The 20149-nt window shown below is 70.4% G+C and carries 15 protein-coding genes; 5 read left to right on the top strand and 10 right to left on the bottom strand.

The annotated features are described in order from the left end of the window. Positions 1 to 3: 3 nt before the first annotated feature. The 3 genes from AB6V29_RS04340 to AB6V29_RS04330 are packed head-to-tail and all read left to right on the top strand — an operon-like array spanning position 4 to position 4290. Positions 4 to 1017, top strand: a complete 1014-nt coding sequence (locus AB6V29_RS04340; RefSeq protein ID WP_307313187.1) for a carbohydrate ABC transporter permease — start codon at positions 4 to 6, stop codon at positions 1015 to 1017. Then, positions 1014 to 1898, top strand: a complete 885-nt coding sequence (locus tag AB6V29_RS04335; protein ID WP_210072896.1) for a carbohydrate ABC transporter permease — start codon at positions 1014 to 1016, stop codon at positions 1896 to 1898. The genes AB6V29_RS04340 and AB6V29_RS04335 overlap by 4 nt, the downstream gene beginning before the upstream one ends. A gap of 7 nt (positions 1899 to 1905) precedes the next feature. Continuing rightward, complete coding sequence (locus tag AB6V29_RS04330) at positions 1906 to 4290, top strand: glycoside hydrolase family 3 N-terminal domain-containing protein (protein ID WP_369357249.1); 2385 nt, start codon at positions 1906 to 1908, stop codon at positions 4288 to 4290. A 114-nt stretch (positions 4291 to 4404) separates the two neighbouring features. On the opposite strand, the gene AB6V29_RS04325 is transcribed toward AB6V29_RS04330, so the two are convergent. Next, complete coding sequence (locus AB6V29_RS04325) at positions 4405 to 5187, bottom strand: alpha/beta fold hydrolase (RefSeq protein WP_369357247.1); 783 nt, start codon at positions 5185 to 5187, stop codon at positions 4405 to 4407. 152 nt (positions 5188 to 5339) lie between these two features. Beyond that, positions 5340 to 6572, bottom strand: a complete 1233-nt coding sequence (locus AB6V29_RS04320) for a cysteine desulfurase-like protein (RefSeq protein ID WP_369357245.1) — start codon at positions 6570 to 6572, stop codon at positions 5340 to 5342. Positions 6573 to 6718: 146 nt separating this feature from the next. Here AB6V29_RS04320 and AB6V29_RS04315 point away from each other — a divergent pair, with 146 nt between their 5' ends. Both AB6V29_RS04315 and AB6V29_RS04310 read left to right on the top strand, forming a co-directional pair. After that, positions 6719 to 7660, top strand: coding sequence for a LysR family transcriptional regulator (locus tag AB6V29_RS04315; RefSeq protein WP_369357243.1), 942 nt, complete (start codon positions 6719 to 6721; stop codon positions 7658 to 7660). Between the two features lie 235 nt (positions 7661 to 7895). Continuing rightward, the gene (locus AB6V29_RS04310; protein ID WP_369357241.1) at positions 7896 to 9452 is read left to right on the top strand and encodes a deoxyguanosinetriphosphate triphosphohydrolase family protein; all 1557 of its coding nucleotides are present in this window, start codon (positions 7896 to 7898) and stop codon (positions 9450 to 9452) included. Between the two features lie 36 nt (positions 9453 to 9488). Here AB6V29_RS04310 and AB6V29_RS04305 read toward each other — a convergent pair whose 3' ends face one another. From AB6V29_RS04305 to AB6V29_RS04270, 8 genes are all read right to left on the bottom strand, one after another. Next, complete coding sequence (locus AB6V29_RS04305) at positions 9489 to 10571, bottom strand: SDR family oxidoreductase (RefSeq protein ID WP_267788132.1); 1083 nt, start codon at positions 10569 to 10571, stop codon at positions 9489 to 9491. Positions 10572 to 11018: 447 nt separating this feature from the next. Then, positions 11019 to 12530: an L-arabinose isomerase gene (gene araA, locus AB6V29_RS04300; protein WP_369357239.1), complete on the bottom strand. Its 1512-nt coding sequence runs from the start codon at positions 12528 to 12530 to the stop codon at positions 11019 to 11021. Positions 12531 to 12553: 23 nt separating this feature from the next. Then, a complete protein-coding gene (locus AB6V29_RS04295; protein ID WP_369357236.1) occupies positions 12554 to 14125 on the bottom strand; it encodes a xylulokinase in 1572 nt (523 codons plus the stop codon). Beyond that, the gene (locus AB6V29_RS04290) at positions 14122 to 14838 is read right to left on the bottom strand and encodes an L-ribulose-5-phosphate 4-epimerase (protein WP_210072879.1); all 717 of its coding nucleotides are present in this window, start codon (positions 14836 to 14838) and stop codon (positions 14122 to 14124) included. Before AB6V29_RS04290 ends, AB6V29_RS04295 begins: the two co-directional genes overlap by 4 nt. Before the next feature lie 174 nt (positions 14839 to 15012). Then, positions 15013 to 16023: a LacI family DNA-binding transcriptional regulator gene (locus AB6V29_RS04285; RefSeq protein ID WP_307458086.1), complete on the bottom strand. Its 1011-nt coding sequence runs from the start codon at positions 16021 to 16023 to the stop codon at positions 15013 to 15015. 256 nt (positions 16024 to 16279) lie between these two features. Then, positions 16280 to 17671 carry a xylulokinase gene (gene xylB, locus AB6V29_RS04280; protein ID WP_369357233.1) on the bottom strand — a complete coding sequence of 464 codons (1392 nt, stop codon included), beginning with the start codon at positions 17669 to 17671 and terminating at the stop codon, positions 16280 to 16282. Between the two features lie 270 nt (positions 17672 to 17941). Then, positions 17942 to 19129, bottom strand: coding sequence for a xylose isomerase (gene xylA, locus AB6V29_RS04275; RefSeq protein WP_307313216.1), 1188 nt, complete (start codon positions 19127 to 19129; stop codon positions 17942 to 17944). Between the two features lie 101 nt (positions 19130 to 19230). Next, positions 19231 to 20127, bottom strand: coding sequence for an esterase/lipase family protein (locus tag AB6V29_RS04270; RefSeq protein ID WP_369357232.1), 897 nt, complete (start codon positions 20125 to 20127; stop codon positions 19231 to 19233). Positions 20128 to 20149 lie beyond the last annotated feature (22 nt).

Below are 20149 nucleotides of genomic sequence, written 5' to 3'. Positions count from 1 at the left end.
ACCATGACCACCCAGCTCGCCACCTCGGCGACCGACGCCGGGTCAGGCCGCCCGGCCGGGGAGGGCGCCACACGCGCCCCCTCGGCCGGGCGGCCGACCGCGCGGCGACGGCTCGAGAACTGGCGCATCCGCGGCGAACTCGCGATCCTCCTGGGCCCCGCCCTGGTGGTGTTCGTGTCGTTCGTCATCCTGCCCGTCGCCCTCGCCGCCTACTACGGCTTCTACAAGTGGTCGGGCTTCGGCGCTCCCGTCGACTTCGTGGGGCTGCGAAACTACATCACCATCCTCACCGACCCGGCCTTCCACGAAGCCCTCGGCCACAACGCGTTCATCGTCGTCGGATCCCTCGTGCTGCAGGGACCTCTCGCGCTGGGCCTCGCGCTGCTGCTGAATCGCAAGATGCGCGCGCAGTCGCTCATCCGCGTGCTGATCTTCGTGCCCTACGTCATCTCCGAGGTCGTCGTGGGTCTCGGTTGGGGCCTCATGCTGCAGTCGGGCGGCGCGCTCAACGGGGCTCTGGAGAAGATCGGGCTCGGCTCGCTCCGCGCGGACTGGATCTCCGATCCGGCGCTGGCGATCTGGACGCTGCTCATCATCATCACGTGGAAGTACATCGGCTTCGCCGTGATCCTCTTCCTCGCCGGTCTCCAGGGCATTCCCGAGGAGCTGAGCGAGGCCGCCGCGATCGACGGTGCCTCGTACTGGCAGATCCAGCGCCACATCGTCCTGCCCCTCATGGGACCGACGATCCGCATCTGGGCGTTCCTGTCGATCATCGGCTCCCTCCAGCTGTTCGACCTCGTCTGGATCGTCTGGGGTCAGTACGTCGCCTCCACGGCGGGGACCTCCACGATGGCCACCTACATGGTCGCCAACGGCCGCAATGCCGGCAGCTTCGGGTACGGCAGCGCCGTGGCCGTGGTGATGTTCCTCATCTCGCTCGCCGTCGCCCTCGTCTATCAGCGCTTCGTGCTGCGGCGCGACACGGCCGGCGCTCTCACGGGAGGTTCGAAATGACCGCCACCGCCACCCTCGTCACCCCTCGCGGCGGGAGGACCCCGCGCCGACGCCCCGCCGGAGCGAACCGCGGCAGCTCGGTGCTCGTCGGCTTCGTCGCCCTGCTGCTGATCGGGATGATGCTCGCCCCGGTGGTCTACATCATCCTCGGCGGCTTCCGCTCGAACGCCGAGATCACCGTGGATCCCTCGGGCTTTCCCACCACCTGGAACTGGCAGAACTACGCCGACGTGCTCGCGAGCCCCGCGTTCTGGGGCCAGGTCGGCAACTCCGCGATCGCCGCGATCGCGACGACGGCGTTCGTCGTCGCGCTGGGCATGATGGCGGCCTACGGCCTGGCCCGGTACCGCTTCCGCGGGCGCGGAGCCGTGTACGCCCTGTTCACCGCGGGCCTGATGTTCCCGATGACCGTCGCGATCACGCCCCTGTACATCCTGGTGCGCAATCTCGGTCTGACGAACTCGCTCGCGGGCGTCATCGTGCCGCAGATCGCCTTCGCCCTGCCCCTGACGATCATCATCCTGTCGCCGTTCCTCGCCGCCATTCCGAGCGAGCTGCAGGAGGCCGCCTCGATCGACGGGCTCGGCCGCCTCGGCTTCTTCTGGCGCATGGTGCTGCCTCTCGCGGTGCCCGCAGTGGTGACGGTCGGCATCCTGGCCTTCGTCAACAGCTGGAACTCGTACATGCTGCCGCTGTTCATCCTCAACAACGAGGCCGCCTACACGCTGCCGCTGGGCACCCAGGCGTTCGCCTCGCAGTACTCGGTCGACACCGCCCGAGTACTCGCTTTCACCTCTCTGTCGATGATCCCCGCTCTGCTGTTCTTCAGCGTGTTCGAGCGACGGATCGTGGGCGGACTCACCGGTGCCGTGAAGGGCTGATCCCACGATGACCATTCAGAACACCGACGTCGGCGCTGCCCGCACACGGGGGATCACCCCTCGGGTGAAGGCCCTCGTGGCCGACATGACCCTCGAAGAGAAGCTCGCCCAGCTCGTCGGGTACTGGGTCGACCAGGGCGACGAGGTCGTCGCCCCGCTCTCGGGCGAGAAGGTCACCTCCACCGCCTACGTGGATGCCACCGCTCACGGGCTCGGCCACCTCACGCGCGTCTACGGCACGCGGCCCGTCGACCCCGTCGAGCGCGCCGCCTGGCTGTGGGGCGAACAGCGCCGCCTGCAGGACGAGACGCGTCTGGGCATCCCGGCGCTCGTCCATGAGGAGTGCCTGACCGGGTTCGCGGCGTGGAAGGCGGCGACCTTCCCCACCCCCCTCGCCTGGGGAGCCTCTTTCGATCCGGATGCCGTGGAACTCATGGCATCCGCGATCGGTCGATCGATGCGCGAGGTGGGGGTTCACCAGGGCCTGGCGCCGGTGCTCGACGTCGTACGCGACGCCCGATGGGGCCGGGTCGACGAGTGCATCGCCGAGGACCCCTACGTCGTCGGGACCATCGGAACGGCCTACGTGCGCGGGCTGCAGGCGGCGGGCGTGCACGCGACACTCAAGCACTTCGTGGGCTACTCCGCCTCACGCGCCGGCCGCAACCACGCACCCGTGTCGGCCGGTCGGCGCGAGCTGCAGGATGTCTTCCTCCCCCCGTTCGAGATGGCCGTGCGCGACGGCGGGGTGCGCAGCGTCATGAACTCGTACACCGAGATCGACGGCGTACCGGTGGCCTCGAACCCCGAGCTGTTGACGGATCTGCTGCGCCGACGCTGGGGCTTCGACGGCACGGTCGTCTCCGACTACTTCGCCGTGGAGTTCCTCCGATCGATGCACGGGATCGCGGCCGACCGCGGCGAGGCCGCGCAACTCGCCCTCGAGGCGGGGATCGACGTCGAACTCCCGGGGCCCGACGCGTATCCGCACCTGGCCGAGCGGGTGGCATCCGGAGCCCTCCCCGAAGCCGTGGTCGACCGTGCCGTCCTGCGCGTGCTGGCCGAGAAGGAGGATCTCGGGCTGCTGGATGCCGACTTCTCCGCGGCCCCGACCGCGGTCGACCTCGACGACGCCGAGCACCGCGCGCTCGCGCGCCGTCTGGCCGAGGAGTCCGTCGTACTCTTGCGCAACGAGGGCGTGCTGCCGCTCGCCTCACCCGGACGGATCGCGCTGATCGGCCCGAACGCCGACAGTACCGACGCGCTGATGGGCTGCTACTCGTTCGCGAACCACGTGCTCGCTCACCACCCGAGCTTCCCGCTCGGCTTCTCGCTGCCGACCGTGCGCGAAGCCCTCGTCGAGCGTTTCGGCGAGATCGCGTACGCCGAGGGATGCACGGTCGAGGGGACCGATCTCTCGGGTCTGGATACGGCGGCCGCCCTCGCCCGCGACGCCGAGGTGGCGATCGTCGTCGTCGGCGACCGCGCCGGGCTCTTCGGGCGCGGAACCGTCGGCGAGGGCAACGACGCCGACTCCCTCGACCTGCCGGGCGTGCAACGCCAGCTCGTCGAGGCGGTCGTGGCGACGGGAACCCCTGTCGTACTCGTCCTGCTGACGGGCCGTCCGTACGCCCTGGACTGGGCGCTCGACACCGCGGGCGGTCCCGCCGCGGTGCTGCAGGCGTTCTTCCCCGGTGAGGAGGGCGCGCCGGCGCTGGCAGCGCTGTTGGCGGGCGATGCCACTCCCTCGGGCCGTCTGCCCGTCTCGCTCCCCCGTTCGGCAGGCGCGCAGCCGTACTCGTACCTGCATCCGCTGCTCGGCGGGCCGTCGGGGGTCACGAGCACCGACTCGACGCCCGTGCGTCCGTTCGGCTTCGGGCTGTCGTACACGTCGTTCGCGCGCGGGGAGCTGCGGGCGGACGGGGTCGCGTCCGCCGGAGCGGCACCTGCCGAGGGCGTCGGCCTAAGAGTCGAGCGGGGCGCCGGTGTGCCGGCATCCGGAGCTTCTGCCGAGGTGCGCGCCGGTGACGCGTTCACCGTGTCGGCGCGTGTGACGAACACCGGAGACCGGCACGGGGCGGACGTCGTGCAGGTGTACGCGCACCGCGCGGTGGCCAGCGTCACACGCCCGGTGGCGCAGCTCGTGGCGTACGCGCGGGTCGAGCTCGCGCCCGGCGAAAGCGCCGAGGTGCGCTTCACCGTGCCCGCCTCGCGGCTGGCCTACAGCGACCGTTCGATGCGGCGCGTCGTCGAGGCGGGCGAGGTGGAGCTGCGGCTCGGGTCCTCGTGCGCCGACACCGACGAGGCGGTGGCGCTGCGGATCGTCGGGCCGACGTACGAGCTGGGCGTCCAGGACGCGCGGATCGTCGAGGTCGAGGTGCGGCGGGGCTGACGGCGCGGGCGGGGTGCGAGACAGACCACCGCATCGGCTCTCGCACCGGTTTTTGCACCTGCTCGGAACGGCGCGGCGAGCAGTGGCGACCGGTGGCGCACGCAGCCCCGCGCTTCAGCTGGTGCTGTCGAGGATGAGTCGTGTCGCTTCGTGGGGAACGTCCCACTGCGGAAAGTGGCCGCATCGTTCGAACCAGTGCAGCGAAGCGTCGGGGAACAGGTGGATGGCGCGATCGGCCTGTTTGGGCACGGTCACCAGGTCGCACCGACCCCACCCGATCGTGACCCGGCCGGGTACCGTGCCCGCGGGGGCGCCCTGTTGCAGGGGGCCCTTGGTGAGGGCGTTCATGGCGGCTCCGACCGAGGGGGAATCGGCCAGTCCGCGCACGTCCGGCAGCACCGTTTCCCGCGAAAGGACCCACGGTCGCGCTGACAATTGCGCCAGAAGCACCGTCCGTCCGACGGGGTTACTGAGCAAGGCGGGCAGAACGCCGCGCAATGCGCGAACCAGCACGATCGACGGCCGCAGCGTGGCGGCGAAGACAGCGCGCTCGCGGGGACTCCAGAACCCGCCAGGGTCCAAAGCGACGCTGTCCCCGCCCACTCCGCGCCGCGCAAGCTCGAGCACGATTCGGCCGCCCATCGACTGCCCGACGGTTGAGACCCCCTCCAGTCCCTGCTCGCGGATGAAGTCCGCGACGGAGTCGGCCAGCGTGGCAATCGAGACGTCACCGGACAGCGGCGGTGTCTCACCGAATCCCGGCAGGTCGATGGCGATGACCTCACGGTGCCGGGCCAGCTCATCGAGGATCGGAGTCCAGGATCGCCAGCCTGCGCCCAGGCCGTGCACCAGCAGCAGTGGGCTGCCACTCCCGCGTCGAACATGATTCAGCGTCATGTTCGCAACGCTAACCCGGGTACTTTTCGAGCGCTCGGCGACTCGGACGATTGCGTCGGTCAGCATCGAGGCGTATAAGAGGGAGCTGCGTTTTCCCAGCGAGCGCCACGGTCACTACGGTGCCGCCCGGCGTGGGCGCCGGGTTCGGGTTTTCACGGCCGGCGGGATGCCAGGAAGTCAGCCGTCGCGTTCAGGAGCCGGTCGGCGTCGTCCCGCGTGTTGTATGGCGCAAGCCCGACACGGAGAGCACCACCATCGCCGAGTCCGAGTCGTCGTGAGGCCTCGATGGCGTAGAAGTGACTGGCCGGGGCGTTGATGTCGCGGCTCGCGAGAAAACGGGCGAGTTCCTGATCGCGACCGCCCGCGACCGAGACGAACAGGGTCGGAGACCGACGCGCGGCACGCGAGTGCACGGTGAGGTCGCCGAAGGCGGCGAAGCCGGTCTCGATGACTTCTCGCAGGTCGGTCTCGTGCTCGTCGATCGCCTCGACCGCTCGGACGAGGCGTTCGCGGCGGGTTCCCTCGGGGCCGCCGATCGCGGCGATGAAATCGACCGCGGCCGTCGTGCCGGCCATCAGCTCATAGGGCAGGGTGCCGAGCTCGTATCGTTCGGGATCGGTGTTCGGCGAGGTTGCCAGCTTGTCGGGCTGCAGCTGGCCGAGAAGATCCGATCGCATCGTGACGGCCGCACAGTGCGGGCCGAGGAACTTGTACGGCGAGCAGACGAAGAAGTCCGCACCGAGCGCGGGGACATCCACCAACGCGTGTGCCGCGTAATGCACGCCGTCGACATACAACAGCGCTCCGACGCCATGGACCGCCTCGGCGATCCGGGGGATGTCCGGCATGGTGCCGAGGACGTTGGATGCGGCGGTGACCGCCACCAGCCTGGTGCTCTCCGAGAGCTGCTCGCGAACGGCATCCGTCGACAGCTCTCCGGTCGCCGGGTCGAAGTCCACCCATCGAACGTTCACTCCGGTGCGTTCGGCCGCGATCAGCCAGGGCTGCACATTGGAGTTGTGGTCCAGCCGGGTGACAACCACCTCGTCACCGGCCTTCCACGTCCGCGAGATGGCCCGAGAAAGATCGAAGGTGAGCGCCGTCGCGCTTCGACCGAAGACGACCGTCTGGCTCGGGACGTTCAAGAAATCTCCGAGTGCGGACCGGCACGCCTCGACGATGCTCGTGGCGTTGCGTTCGGCTTGAGTGACGAGACCCCGGTTGGCGAGCGGAGCGAGAAGCGCCTCGCCGATGGCGGCAGCGACGCTGGTCGGAGTCTGCGTCCCGCCGGGGCTGTCGAAGAACGCGGTGCCGCCACGAAGCGCGGGGAAGTGCGAACGGATGTCGTCGACATCCAGCGTCGAGGGGACCGTGGAGGGCTTCATGACTCTTCTTTCGCGGGGTGCATGACCGGTGCATCGGGGTGCGTGCTCTGTCCCCCGGCCGGGGCAACGAGCGACGCCGTCGTCCATCGTGGCCGCTCGCCCCGTTCGCGTAAACTGATGCTTTCTAAAGGGAGAGTTCACACTTTATGAATGACCCGATGAACCTCCGCTGGTTGCGCAGCTTCACGGCGGTCGTGGAACACGGTTCCATGGCGGCCGCAGCCGCGGAACTGGGATACGTGCCGTCGGCGATCACCCAGCACATCGCCGGACTCGAACGGGCGTTGGGGGTGGAACTGCTCGTCCGCCGACCCGGGAGTCGGATCGCCATCACGGCCGCCGGCCGCGCCCTCTTGGCGGCCACCGGTCCGCTGCTGATCGCCAACTCCGAATTCTCCGACAGCCTGCGTTCGATAAGCCGCTCCGAGGCCCCCGATCTCACGCTGGGAACGCACGGAACGGCACTGCAGTACCTGCTTCCGCGCGTCTTCTCGTCCCTGCAGAAGGACCCTTCCTGGCCGCGTGTGAACGTTCGCGAAATGGAGACGCCGGATGCCATCCCCCTTGTGCGATCCGGGGCGCTCGATCTGCTCGTCGGCTACCGGTACCTGCCCGCAGACTCGCCGCTGGCCGACGATCCGCTGACGGTGACGCTGGTGCGCAGGGAGCCCATGCTGCTGGTGGCCGCGCCGGAGGCGGGTCTGACATTCGAGGAACTGGTCGACAAGGATTGGGCCCTCGGGCATCGCTCTCTGGGAGATCGACGTCTTCTGGGCTCCTGGTCGGAGCGCTTGCGCTTTCGTTTCCACGTGGCCTTCGAGAGCTCGGACCCGAATTGCCTGCTGACTCTTGCGAGCGAGGGCCTCGCGGTCAGCGTGGTGCCCGCCACCGTCGTCGCCGCGGGACTCGAGCGGGGCCTTCGCGTACAGATCGTGCCCCCTCCTGCCGGGATCGAGCCCTGGCATCGGGAGATCCTGGTGGTCACGCGCCCGTCGTTCCAGCCCCCCTTCCTTCCGAGGTTCATCGAGGGCCTGCGGGCCGGCCTGGATGCCGCAGAGAAGACGATCGAGACCTCCCGCCAGGGGTGACTCTCTGCGATTCGACCCGCCGCGGGACTCCGCCTTCCACAACCCGACCGCAGCCCCCTGCCGAACTGAAGGCCACCCCGCAAGCGACCGACGGGGTGCCGCGGGAGCGGCGACCGTCTCTTGCCCCACGCAGGAGAGCCCTCGCCGCCAGAACCACCGCCGTCAACGGGGAACGACACGGCCGAGACGGCGCGTTAGCGTGGATCCACGTCGTCGACGCCGCGAGAGGACCGCTTTGCTCCACAACGAGACCACTCCCCCGGCATTCGCCGCGCGCCCGGAGCACGTGAACGTCGACCAAGGCGCCGTCGTCGGCAACCCGGCATCCCGCGTGCATCCCGACCACGACGACGCTCGCGCCGACCCGTGGTCGATCGACCTGGAGCGCATTCAGTTCTCGCCGTACTTCTCGCGCCTGTCGGCGGTGACGCAGGTCGTGTCGCCGTCGATCGGCGGGGCACCCGTGCACAATCGACTGACCCACACGCTCAAGGTCAGCGCGATCGCGCGCGTCGTCGCCCTGCAGCTCAACACGCGCTCGCGGCAGGCCGGTGAGGGCGACGTCTGCAACGCCACGGTCGTCGAGGCCGCCGCCTACGCCCACGACCTCGGGCACCCGCCCTTCGGCCACCTCGGCGAGACCACCCTCGACCGCCTCGCGCGCGAGGAACTGGGCCTGCCCGACGGCTTCGAGGGCAACGCGCAGACCTACCGCATCCTCACCGCTCTCGACGTCGTCGAGAACGCCCCCCGCGGACTCAACCTCACCGCGGCCGTCCGCGCCGCCTCGGCGAAGTACCCGTGGGCGCCGTCGGTCGACGCGGCCGACGTCGAGCGGATCGGCCCGCCCCGCGGCATCCGTCGCTCTCCCGACGGCGCGTACCGGGTGCACAAGTACTCGGCGTACGACCTCGACCTCGAGGACCTCGTCGAGGCCCGGCACGGGGTCGATGCCGAACCCCTGCGCCAGAGCATCGAGGGCGCCGTGATGGATCTCGCCGACGACATCGCGTACTCGGTGCACGACGTCGATGACTTCTACCGAGCGGGGATCCTCGACCACGCGCCCATCGCGGCGGAGTTCCGCGGCTGGCTCGACGACGTGCTCGAGTGGCGCGACCGCGACGACGCCGAGGTGCGCGCCGAGCTCATGCCCGGGGCCGGTCTCGAGCGCCTGCGTCGGAAGATGCGCCGCGACGACCCGTGGATCGCCGACGACGAGGCCTTCCTCGCCGCCGTCGGCGACGTGGATGCCGAGATGGTCACCGACCTGCTCGCCCGCCCCTTCGACGGCTCGCTGACGGCCGAGCGCCGGCTCGCCGCCTTCACCGATCGGTGGATCCGCCGGTTCCAGGAGTCGGCGCGTCTGCGCCCCCTCGACACCCCCCGAGCGGGGCCGGTCGTGCTGTCACCCTGGGCCTGGCACCACGTCGAGGTGCTGAAGTTCGTGCACAAGCGTTTCGTGCTCAGCCGCCCCGATCTGGCGATCCAGCAGCGCGGCATGAGTCGCATCCTCGCGCGGTCGGTGCGGGCGCTGGGCGAGTGGCTCGACGACGACCTCGATCGCGCGCGCACCCCGCGGCGTCTGCGCGAACTCATCGCCCTGGCCCGCGAGCAGTACGCGACCCTGCCCGCGGAACGTCGCCCTTCGGATGCCGACGCCGAACGCCTCGCGCGCTCCCGCGGGATCGTCGACTACGTGGCATCGCTCACCGACTCTCAGGCCTTCGCGCTGTCGGAGGCGATCTCGGGGCGTGCCGACCGCCTGTGGGCGCTGGGGCAGCGGCTGTAGGGCCGAGCGCCGGCGGATGCCAGGGCGTCCGCGACCTCAGGGGATCAGGCGCGCCGCACGATACCGCTCGAACAAGCGCGTGAACGAGTCGCGCGTGCGGTGATGCTCGGTGAAGCCCGCCAGGCGGCTCTTCGACATGTCGGTCATCACCTCGATGTCGCGTCCGAGATCGGCATCCGTGTGCCACCACGACGCGACGCGCTCCAGGTCGGGCTCGACGAGACCGTGCTGCGCGACGATCTCGGCCCACACCGGTGCCGCGTCGGCCATCTGCTGCGCGAACGGTCGGGGGGAGGTGTCGAAGCCCTCGGCCTCCACTCCGAGGTCTGCGGCGATGCGCGGCCACATCCAGCGCCAGCGGAACACGTCGCCGTTGGCCGTGTTGAAGGCCTCGTCGGCGCCCTCGGGATGAGTCGCCGCCCACACCATCTGATTCGCCAACAGATCGGCATCGGTCACATCGGTGAGGCCGTTCCACTGCGTCTCGCTGCCGGGGAAGACGAGCGGGCGACCCGTGTGACGGCTGATCGCCGCGGCCACGGCGATCGTGAGGCCCATGTTCATCGCGTTGCCGACCGCGTGCCCGAGCACGGTGTGCGAGCGGTGCACCGACCAGGTGAATCCCTGACGCTGGGCCGCGGCGAAGAGCTCATCCTCTTGCGCGTAGTAGAAGTTGTCGACGTCGAGGCGCGGCTCGTCCTCGTGGAAGGGGGTGTCGGGCATCTCGCCCTGGCCGTAGGCCTCGAACGGGCCGAGATAGTGCTTCAACCCCGTCATCAGAGCGACGTGCCGCACCGGCGCGTCGGCGAGCGCCGCGAGCAGATCGCGCACCATTCCGCCGTTGACGGCGATGTTCTCGGCCTCGGTGTCCTGCCGCGACCACGCGGTGAAGAAGACGTGCGTGACCGGGACACCCCGCAGCGCCGACGTCAGCGCCTCGAGCGAGCGCAGATCCGCCGACCGCCAGGTCACTCCCGGTCGCGCCGCCCCGGCCCGTCGCGACAGCGCCGTCACCTCCCAGCCGTCGTCGATCAGTCGATCCAGCAGGGCGCCGCCGGCGATACCGGTCGCGCCCACCACGAGGGCATGTGAGGAGTCAGTCAAAACGAGGGTTCCCATCGGTCGAGGTGAACGAGGGGCAACCGTGGTTGCTCGGCGGGTATTCCTCGCCTGCTCGTCGCTCCCCAGGTCCGTGCCGCTTCGGCCGCCCCCGCGCGGCGCCGGCGTCCTACGCCCCGACGGCGTCGCCCTGATCGGTCGGCTTACGCCGCGACCCCGGATGCCACGGCATCCATGTCCCGAAAAAGGCGGCCCGAGCACCCTGAAGGCCGCACGATCCGGGACACGAACCCACCGAGACCGGGACGGGGCGCTCACGCGCGGAGCGCGCACCCCGCGAACGAGATGTGCCCCGGATCCCGGGCAGCCCACCGCCACCAGGGATCCGGGGCACGGTCCGCTCGCCGAGGCGGTAAGGGGCACCTCGGCGAGCGGGGCGCGTTCCGAGCGAACGGAACGGGCACGTGCCGCACCGCCCCGGGGCTCGCGCTCCCGGGGCGGCGGGGATCAGAGGCCCTGGGCCAGGCGGTAGTACGCCTGGTTCCAGCGCAGCTCGCTCTGGAAGCCGCGGACCGTGGTGTCCTCGTCGATGACGACGAGCTCGGTCTTCGCGATCTCGGCGAAGTCGCGGAACACCTCGATGCCCACGGCCGTCGTCATGACGGTGTGGTGAGCGGCACCGGCGGCGAGCCAGCAGCCGGCAGAGGTCGCGAAGTCGGGGGCGGGCTTCCAGACCGCGCGGCCCACGGGCAGCTTCGGCAGGTCGGGCGCGTCGACGTTCTCGACGACGTTGGCCACCAGGCGGAAGCGGTCGCGCATGTCGCTCATCGCGACGACGAGCGCGGGACCCGCGTCGGCGGTGAAGACCAGGCGCACCGGGTCGTCCTTGCCGCCGATGCCGAGCTCGTGGATCTCGAGGCGAGGCTTCTTCGACGTCAGCGAGGGCGAGACCTCGAGCATGTGCGCGCCGAGGATGCGCTCCTGCCCGGGGACGAGGTCGTAGGTGTAGTCCTCCATGAGCGAGGCACCTCCGGGAAGGCCCGCGCCCATCACGTTCGCGACGCGCACGAGGATCGCCGTCTTCCAGTCGCCCTCGGCGCCGAAGCCGTACCCCTCGGCCATGAGGCGCTGCACCGCGAGACCCGGCAGCTGCTTGAGCGCGCCGAGGTCTTCGAAAGAGGTGGTGAAGGCGCCGAAGCCGCCCTGCTCGAGGAACGAGCGCAGGCCCAGCTCGATCGCCGCGCCGTCGCGCAGCGACTGATGACGCGCGCCGCCCGGGAGCAGTTCGTCGACGACGTCGTAGCTGTCGACGTACTCCTGCACGAGGGCGTCGATGTCGGCATCCGACGCCGCTTCGACGGCCTCGACGAGCTCGTTGACGCCCCAGGTGTTCACCTGGACGCCGAAGCGCAGCTCGGCCTCGGTCTTGTCACCCTCGGTGACGGCGACGAAGCGCATGTTGTCGCCGAAGCGGGCGAGCTTGAGGGTACGAGCGGCGGTCCAGCCGGCGGCGGCGCGCTCCCAGTCCTCGATCTGCTGGCGCACGGCGGGGTTCGAGACGTGACCGACGACGGTCTTGCGCGCGACTCCCAGACGCGTCTGGATGTACCCGAACTCGCGGTCGCCGTGGGCGGCCTGGTTGAGGTTCATGAAGTCGAAGTCGATGTCGTTCCACGGCAGCTCGACGTTGGCCTGCGTGTGCAGGTGCAGCAGCGGCTTCTGCAGGGCGTCGAGCCCCGAGATCCACATCTTCGCGGGGCTGAAGGTGTGCATCCAGGCGATCACGCCGATGACGTCGTCGCGGCCGTTGATCTCCAGCGCCATGCGTCGGATGCTGTCGGAGTCCTTCAGCACGGGCTTCCAGACGACCTTCACCGGCAGGCCGGAAAGGCCCTCGACCACGGCCTGCGACTGCTCGGCGACCTGCTTCAGCGTCTCTTCGCCGTAGAGGTTCTGGCTGCCGGTGACGAACCAGACCTCGTAGCCGCCGAGGTCGTTCTTGAGGGGAGTGCGGGTCATGTCTTTTCCTTCGTGAGGGGTCTTCAAAGGGATGCCACGGCGGCGGCCTCGACGGCGAGTCCGGCGCGATAGCGGTCGAGGTAGGACGAGAAGCCGTCGACATCGGCGGGCTCGGGCTCGGCGGTGACGATCGGGGCGGTGGCGAACACCGTCTCGCGCAGCCACGTGTCGAGGTCGCGACCCGACTCGTCGGCGACATAGGCCGCGAGCACGGCCATGCCCCACGCGCCGCCCTCGGAGGCCGTCTCGGCGACGGCGACAGGTGCGTCGAGAGCCGCCGCGAGGAAGCGCTGGGCCACTCCCGCAGTGCGGAACATGCCGCCGTGCGCGTACATCTTGTCGAGCTGCACGCCTTCGCCGTGGAGTACGTCCATGCCGAGCGCGAGCGTGCCGAAGACGCCGTACAGCTGCGCGCGCATGAAGTTCGGCAAGGTCAGGCGGCTGTCGGGCGTGCGCACCACGAGCGGACGCCCCTCGTCGAGGCCCGCGATGGGCTCTCCGGCGAGGTGGTTGTAGGCGAGGAGCCCGCCGGCGTCGGCCTCGCCGTTCAGCGCCGCCTCGAAGAGCGCCGTGTACGTGGCATCCGGCGTCACCGGGGTGCCGGCCGCGGCGGCGAACGCGGTGAACATGTCCGCCCACGCGGCGAGCTCGCTCGCGCCGTTGTTGCAGTGGACCATGGCGACCGCATCGCCCGACGGCGTCGTGACGAGGTCGAGCTCGTGGTGCACCCGGCTCAACGGGCGTTCGAGCACGACCATCGCGAAGATGCTCGTGCCGGCACTGACGTTGCCCGTGCGGGGAGCGACGGCGCAGGTTGCGACCATGCCGGTGCCCGCGTCGCCCTCGGGAGGAGCGAACGGGATGCCGGGACGCAGGGTTCCGGTCGGGTCGAGGAGCTGGGCTCCCTCCGGGGTGAGGGCACCCGCGGCCGTACCCGCGACGAGCACCTTCGGCAGCAAGGCTTCGAGGGCGGGGATCCGCCCCGCGGCGAGCGCGTCGTAGCGGGCGACGAGCTCGGCGTCGTAGTCGCGGGTCGCGGAGTCGATGGGGAACATGCCCGAGGCATCCCCCACGCCCAGCACCTTCTCGCCGGTGAGCTTCCCGTGCACGTAGCCGGCGAGGGTGGTGAGGAAGCGGATCTCGGGCACGTGCGGCTCGGCATCGACGACGGCCTGGTGCAGGTGCGCGATCGACCACCGCAGCGGGATGTTCACGCCCAGCAGCTCGGTGAGCTCCGCGGCGGCGACGCCGGTGTTGGTGTTGCGCCACGTGCGGAAGGGGGCGAGCAGCTCGCCCTCGGCGTCGAACGCGAGGTAGCCGTGCATCATCGCCGACACACCCATCGCGGCGTAGCGCTCGGGAGTGACGCCGAAGCGCTGCTGCACGTCGGCGACCAGCGCGGCGTACGCGGCCTGCAGACCCGACCACACGGCATCCAGCGAGTAGGTCCAGAGCTTATCGGCGTAGACGTTCTCCCACTCGTGGGATCCGGTCGCCAGCACCTCGGCATCGGGGCCGATCAGGCACGCCTTGATGCGGGTGGAGCCAAGCTCGATGCCGAGGCTGGCCCGGCCGTCAGTGATGTGCGCGTTCATCGGCGGTCGTCCGTGCTCTGTCCGTAGACGTTCTGGTAGCGGTTGTAGAGGGCGTCGATCTTGTCCTGCGGGATCGGGATGAGCGGGCCCGCCTCGCGCGCGATGTGCACGGTACGGGCGACGTCTTCGAGCATGACGGCGGCCTTCACGGCATCCTTCGCGTTCGTGCCGATCGTGAAGGGGCCGTGGTTCTGCATGATGACGCCGCGCGAGCGGTGGCCGCGCAGGGTCTCGACGATGCCGCGACCGATCGAGTCGTCGCCGATGATCGCGAAGGGGCCGACCGGGATGGGACCGCCGAACTCGTCGGCCATCGCCGTGATGACGCAGGGGATCTCTTCGCCGCGGGCCGCCCACGCGACGCCGTAGGTCGAGTGCGTGTGCACGACGCCGCCGACCTCGGGCATGTGGCGGTATACGTAGGCGTGGGCCGCGGTGTCGCTCGAGGGGCTGCGCTCGGAACCGGGGGTGCCGGGGATGGCGTTGCCGTCGAGGTCGCAGAGAATCATGTTCTCGGGAGCGAGGTCGTCGTACGAGACGCCGGACGGCTTGATCACGAAGAGGTCGGCACCGGGCACGCGACCCGAGACGTTGCCGCCGGTCCAGACGATGAGGTTGTAGCGCACGAGCTCGGCGTGCAGCTTGGCGACGTCGGCGCGCACGGCGTCGATCGCCTGCTGCACCTCGGGCGTGAACGGGGCGGCGTCGGACACGCGGTCTCCTTCGACGGTGGTTCGGGTGGCGGGGCGCGGCGCCCTCGCATCGCAATGTTACCGGTAACATCGCCGCGGCGCGAGAGCTTCATGAGCCGAACTCCTGAGCGATCAAGGAGCCCGCCCGCCCCACCCGACGATTTCGAGGCTTCCCCGCAGCCTTGAACCCGAAACTCAGGAGTTTCGCTCGGTCACCGACCCGTGTCGCGAGCGGAGACCACCCGCAGGGGCCGTGGAGTCCCGCACCACCAACTCCGGCTCCGCCGGGAGCTCCGCCGCATGCCCGAGCACAGCGGCCACCGCGTACTCGGCCTCGCCCTCGACGTCGAGGCGCACCGTGGTGAGCGCGGGCGTGTAGAAAGCGGCATCCGGGTTGTCGTCGAACCCGGTCATCGAGACGTCCATGGGAACGCGCACCCCTCGCGCAGCGAGACCGGCGACGAGCCCCAACGCCATCTGGTCGTTGGCGACCGCCACAGCCGTGGCCCCCGCGGCGACCCGCGCGGCGACCTCAGCCGCAAGCGCCGAGCCCGAGGCCGCGCTCCAATCCCCCTCGACACGGCCGACGAGCGACAGCCCCCGACGGGTCACGGCGTCGGCGACCCCCGCGGTGCGGGCGAGGGCTTCGCGCCAGTCGGAGGGTCCGGCGAGCTCGACGATCGAGCGATGTCCGAGGTCGGCGAGATGATCCACGACGAGGGCAGCCGCATCGCGTTGGCGGGTGCCCGAGGCGCCGTACAGCGGCACGATCGGTACGTCGTACCCCTCGAGAGGAGTGACCCCGTGCGCTGCGACCAGCACGACCCCGTCGACTCCCTGGGCGAGCAGGTGCCGCACCGCGGCGTCGATGTCGGCGGGGTCGTCGGAGTCGGTGTACGCGGTCGAGATCCACCGCCCGCGCGCCCGCGCCGCCCGTTCGAGAGCGGCGATGCCCGCCGAGGGCCCGTGCAGGACGGCATCGGATGCCACGACCCCCACCGTGCGCGTCAAACTCGTGCCGAGCGCTCGCGCGGCATTGTTCACGCGGTAATCGAGGTCGGCCACCGCGGCGAGAACGCGCTCGCGCGTGCTGTCACGGATGCCGGCGTAGCCGTTGAGCACACGCGAGACGGTCTGCGTCGAGACCCCCGCGGCGGCCGCGACCTCGCGCACGCCGATGCGCTTGCCCCCGACCTCGCCGCTCATGGTCCCTCACAGTAGCGGCGCGCACCCCCCTCGGTTCACCGACGCCGCTCGCTGTGCGATGGCGCGATGCCACCGCGCACCGGGATCCCCCATCGCGGGCGCATGCAGACGAAGGCGGGTCACGGCGCGACGGTAGAAGCGGGACGACGACTTCGACAGGCGGGGGAAAGCGTCCGCGCCATCCCCGATGAGACCGCTCCCGTAGACGGGGCGAACCCGCCGACGCCCCCCTTACAAGACGCCGACGGGCCCGCGTCTACTCTCGCGCACGAAGGGCGGCGATTGACTCGTAGTTGCGGCGGATCAGCTCGCGGTGGTTTGATTCGACCGCGCGTGTCGTCGCGACCGTCCAGTCGATCGGACCACCCGCGAGAACGCCCGCGGCCTGTCTCGCCGCACCGAGAGCGACGTACTCCCCCGCGGCCGGCACGACGATGTCGGCGTCGAACACCTCGGCGGCGATCCGCGCGACACCCGCATTGGCTGCCGCCCCGCCGACGAGCAGGATCCTCCGCACCTCGACGCCCTGCGCCTGGATCGCCTCGAGTCCGGCCGCCAGCCCGCTGAGCATGCCCTCGATCGCGGCGCGAGCCAGGTTCGGTCGGTTCGTGGATGCCAGGGTCAGCCCGTTCAGGGAGGCTTTGGCGTTCGGGAGGTTGGGCGTGCGCTCCCCTTCGAACCAGGGAACGAGCACGACACCGCCGGCGCCCGGCTCGGCCTGCAGGGCGAGGGCGCCGAGCTCCTCGTGGGTCACGCCGAGGAGACCCGCGATCGCGTCGAGCACGCGCGCCGCGTTCAGCGTCGCGACGAGCGGCAGGAAACGGCCGGTCGCATCTGCGAAACCGGCGACGGCGCCCGTCGTGTCACGCGTGGGGGCCTCGGCGACGGCGAACACCGTGCCCGACGTCCCCAGCGACACCACGACATCACCCGGACCCGCCCCCAATCCCAGAGCGGCGCCGGCGTTGTCGCCCGCACCGGGGCCGACCAGCGCGCCACCCGTCAACGTGCCGGCGCTCTCCCAGGGCCCCAACACGCGCGGCAGCAGCGCATCGTGGCCGAGAGCGCGACGGAAGAGGTCGAGGTCGTAGCCGTCGACGCCCCAGTAGGCGGTGCCCGACGCATCGGAGCGGTCGGTGACCAGCTCCTCGAGAACGGCGTTTCCCGGGCCGAAGCCGCGCAGACGCCAGGTCAACCAGTCATGCGGGAGCGCGACGGCGGCGACTCGCGCGGCGTTCTCGGGCTCGGCGTCGCGCAACCAACGCAGTTTGGTGCCGGTGAACGAGGCGACCGGCACGGCGCCCGTGCGCTCGGCAAATGCCTCCGCGCCCACCTCGTCGATGAGGTCACGAGCGGCCTGCGCAGACCGGGTGTCGTTCCACAGCAGGGCGTCGCGGATCACCGCGCCCTCCGCATCCAGGACGACCATGCCGTGCTGCTGACCCGCGATCGACACCGCCGCGACGTCGTCGAGACCACCCGCCTGGGCGATGGCATCCTGGAGCGCCTTCCACCAGGCCTCGGGGTCGACCGAGGTCCCGGCGGGGTGTGAGGCGCGCCCCTCGCGCACGAGCTTCCCGGTCTCGGCGTCGACGACGACGACCTTGCACGACTGCGTCGACGAGTCGACTCCCATGACGAGCGCCATGCTCTGCCCTTCTGTCCGCCACGCCTTCGTCGGCGCGGCTCGTGTGGTTTTGTCTCTGGCCCGCAGCCCGTAACGGGCCGGGGCGGGGCCGGGGCCCCTGCCCGAGCCCCAACCCCTCCGTTGAGTGTCCAAAACACCCGGAGTGATTTCGAAATAGTCCGGGTGTTCTGGACACTCAAGGCGGGTGCGCGGCGCCGGAACGGGCGTGATGCCCGCGCCGACGGCGAGCCGGGACGGGCCTGGATGCTGCGGCATCCAGGCCCGAGAGGCTCAGCGCGCGCCGAGCAGGTGCTCGGTGGCGAGCTGCTGCAGGCGGACGAAGCCGAAGCCCTTGCCGCCGAGGTAGGCGTCGGTGTCGAAGTCCTCGTAGGCCGAGCGGTCGGCGAGGAAGTCGTCGTAGGTCTCGCCCTCGTTGAGCGTCGGCTGGGCGAGTTCGGCGACCTTGGCGGCTTCGAGCGCCTCCTGCACCTCGGGGTCGGCGCGGAAGGCCGCGGCACGCTCCTTGAGCAGCAGGTAGGTGTTCATGTTGGCCGAGACGGAGTCCCAGACACCCGTCTCATCCTCGGTGCGCGAGGGCTTGTAGTCGAAGTGACGGGGGCCGTCGTACGCGGGCACGCCACCGGGGCCGCCGTTCTCGAGCAGGTCGACCAGGGCGAAGGCGTTGTGCAGGTCGCCGTGGCCGAACACGAGGTCCTGGTCGTACTTGATGCCGCGCTGGCCGTTGAGGTCGATGTGGAAGAGCTTGCCGTGATACAGCGCCTGGGCGATGCCGGCGGCGAAGTTCAGGCCCGCCATCTGCTCGTGACCGACCTCGGGGTTCAGGCCCACCAGCTCGGGGCGCTCGAGCGAGTCGATGAAGGCGATCGCGTGACCGAGCGTGGGCAGCAGGATGTCGCCGCGGGGCTCGTTGGGCTTGGGCTCGATCGCGAAGCGGATGTCGTAGCCCTTGTCGGTGACGTAGTCGCCGAGCAGGTTGACGGCCTCGCGGTAGCGCTCGAGCGCCTGGCGGATGTCCTTCGCGGAGTCGTACTCGGCGCCCTCGCGGCCACCCCACATGACGAAGGTCTTGGCGCCCAGCTCGGCGGCGAGGTCGAGGTTGCGCAGCACCTTGCGCAGAGCGAACCGGCGCACCTGGCGGTCGTTGGAGGTGAAGCCGCCGTCCTTGAAGACGGGGGCGGAGAAGAGGTTGGTGGTGACCATCGGCGTGATGATGCCGGTGTCCTTCATCGCGCCCTTGAGGCGGTCGATCTGCTTCTGGCGCTCGGCGTCGGTGGAGCCGAAGGCGAAGAGGTCGTCGTCGTGGAAGGTCAGGCCGTAGGCGCCGAGCTCGGCGAGCTTCTCGACGACGTGCACGACGTCGAGGGGCTCACGCGTGGGGCCGCCGAAGGGGTCGGTGCCGTTGTAGCCGACGGTCCAGAGTCCGAACGAGAACTTGTCATCGCGGGTGGGGGTGGGCATTCCTGCTCCTTCGCATGGACGCACGGGCACGCGGTGACGCACCTCGGGTTTGTTGGTTCTCACAACATATACCCCGGATGCCGTGGCGTCCAGCGCTCGGCTCAGATTCCCAGGGCCGAATCCACGACGGCGAACACCGCGGGATCCCAGGTGAGGGCGCGCTCCCAGGGCAGTCCGAACCCGTCGGCGAAGAAGATGCTGTGAACGTGGTCGGGGAACGAGTGCCGGTCGATGACGGACACCACCTCGAGGGGGACGTCGTCGGCCCGGCCGCTTCGCAGCGAGACCAGCCCGTCGTGCGGCCAGAGCTGCGCGGGCTCGGTCGCGGCCGCGAAGTGACCCGCGCCGATCGCGGTGACGGGGATGCCGTCGAGCACACCCGCCTGCGCCTGATTCCACCCCCGCAGAAAACGGCGCGACACCTGCTCGGCCGCCCCTTGCGAGTTGGCCGCCGCGTACGCGAGCGCCTGCTCGAGGATCGCCGTCGTCGCGGGGTCGCCGTGGGCATCGGCCGGGGTGAGGTCTCCCGCCACGGCGTCGCCAAGGACGGCACCGTCCCACGGCGTTCCCAGCGTCACGAGCCGATCGATGCGCGGTCCGTCGGTTCGGAGCTCGCGGATCGCCGCCCGAGAGAACAGTCCGCCCATCGAGTGGCCGACGAGATCGACGCTCCCGAGCCCGTGCTCGTCGCGGAGCCAGCGGACGAACGCGGCGAGCGCGACACCCGCGTCGTCGACGGCCCCGACCGCGTTGACCGTCACCTCGGCCGGCAGAACGAGGGGCACGTCGTCGAAGCCCTGCCACCCGGCATCCCGCTCGACCGTCCCCACGCCCATCCGGGCGGGAGCGGTGAAGACCGCGACGCCGGCGGAGACGAAGTGATCGCGCAGAGCGGTGAGCGTGTTGCCCGCGGCCAGGCCCGTCGCCGCGGCGCGTTCCGGGTCGGTGTACGGAGTGACGGCGGCGCCACCGGAGACGAGGACGACGGCATCTGCCACGGAGACTCCTTCGCGGTTCGGA

This window comes from Microbacterium sp. 20-116, from assembly GCF_041079415.1.
Classification (GTDB): Bacteria; Actinomycetota; Actinomycetes; order Actinomycetales; family Microbacteriaceae; genus Microbacterium.
The sequence above is the reverse complement of the archived record's forward strand: the minus strand, read 5'-3'. Positions and strand labels throughout refer to the sequence as shown.

Bases quoted from the DNA above. Each gene is read 5' to 3' on its own strand.
- AB6V29_RS04330 (WP_369357249.1), top strand. From the start codon at position 1,906: ATGACCATTCAGAACACCGACGTCGGCGCTGCCCGCACACGGGGGATC.
- AB6V29_RS04315 (WP_369357243.1), top strand. From the start codon at position 6,719: ATGAATGACCCGATGAACCTCCGCTGGTTGCGCAGCTTCACGGCGGTC.
- AB6V29_RS04335 (WP_210072896.1), top strand. From the start codon at position 1,014: ATGACCGCCACCGCCACCCTCGTCACCCCTCGCGGCGGGAGGACCCCG.
- araA (WP_369357239.1), bottom strand. From the start codon at position 12,530: ATGACCCGCACTCCCCTCAAGAACGACCTCGGCGGCTACGAGGTCTGG.
- AB6V29_RS04320 (WP_369357245.1), bottom strand. From the start codon at position 6,572: ATGAAGCCCTCCACGGTCCCCTCGACGCTGGATGTCGACGACATCCGT.
- xylA (WP_307313216.1), bottom strand. From the start codon at position 19,129: ATGCCCACCCCCACCCGCGATGACAAGTTCTCGTTCGGACTCTGGACC.
- AB6V29_RS04285 (WP_307458086.1), bottom strand. From the start codon at position 16,023: ATGAGCGGCGAGGTCGGGGGCAAGCGCATCGGCGTGCGCGAGGTCGCG.
- AB6V29_RS04305 (WP_267788132.1), bottom strand. From the start codon at position 10,571: ATGGGAACCCTCGTTTTGACTGACTCCTCACATGCCCTCGTGGTGGGC.
- AB6V29_RS04340 (WP_307313187.1), top strand. From the start codon at position 4: ATGACCACCCAGCTCGCCACCTCGGCGACCGACGCCGGGTCAGGCCGC.
- AB6V29_RS04325 (WP_369357247.1), bottom strand. From the start codon at position 5,187: ATGACGCTGAATCATGTTCGACGCGGGAGTGGCAGCCCACTGCTGCTG.
- AB6V29_RS04295 (WP_369357236.1), bottom strand. From the start codon at position 14,125: ATGAACGCGCACATCACTGACGGCCGGGCCAGCCTCGGCATCGAGCTT.
- xylB (WP_369357233.1), bottom strand. From the start codon at position 17,671: ATGGCGCTCGTCATGGGAGTCGACTCGTCGACGCAGTCGTGCAAGGTC.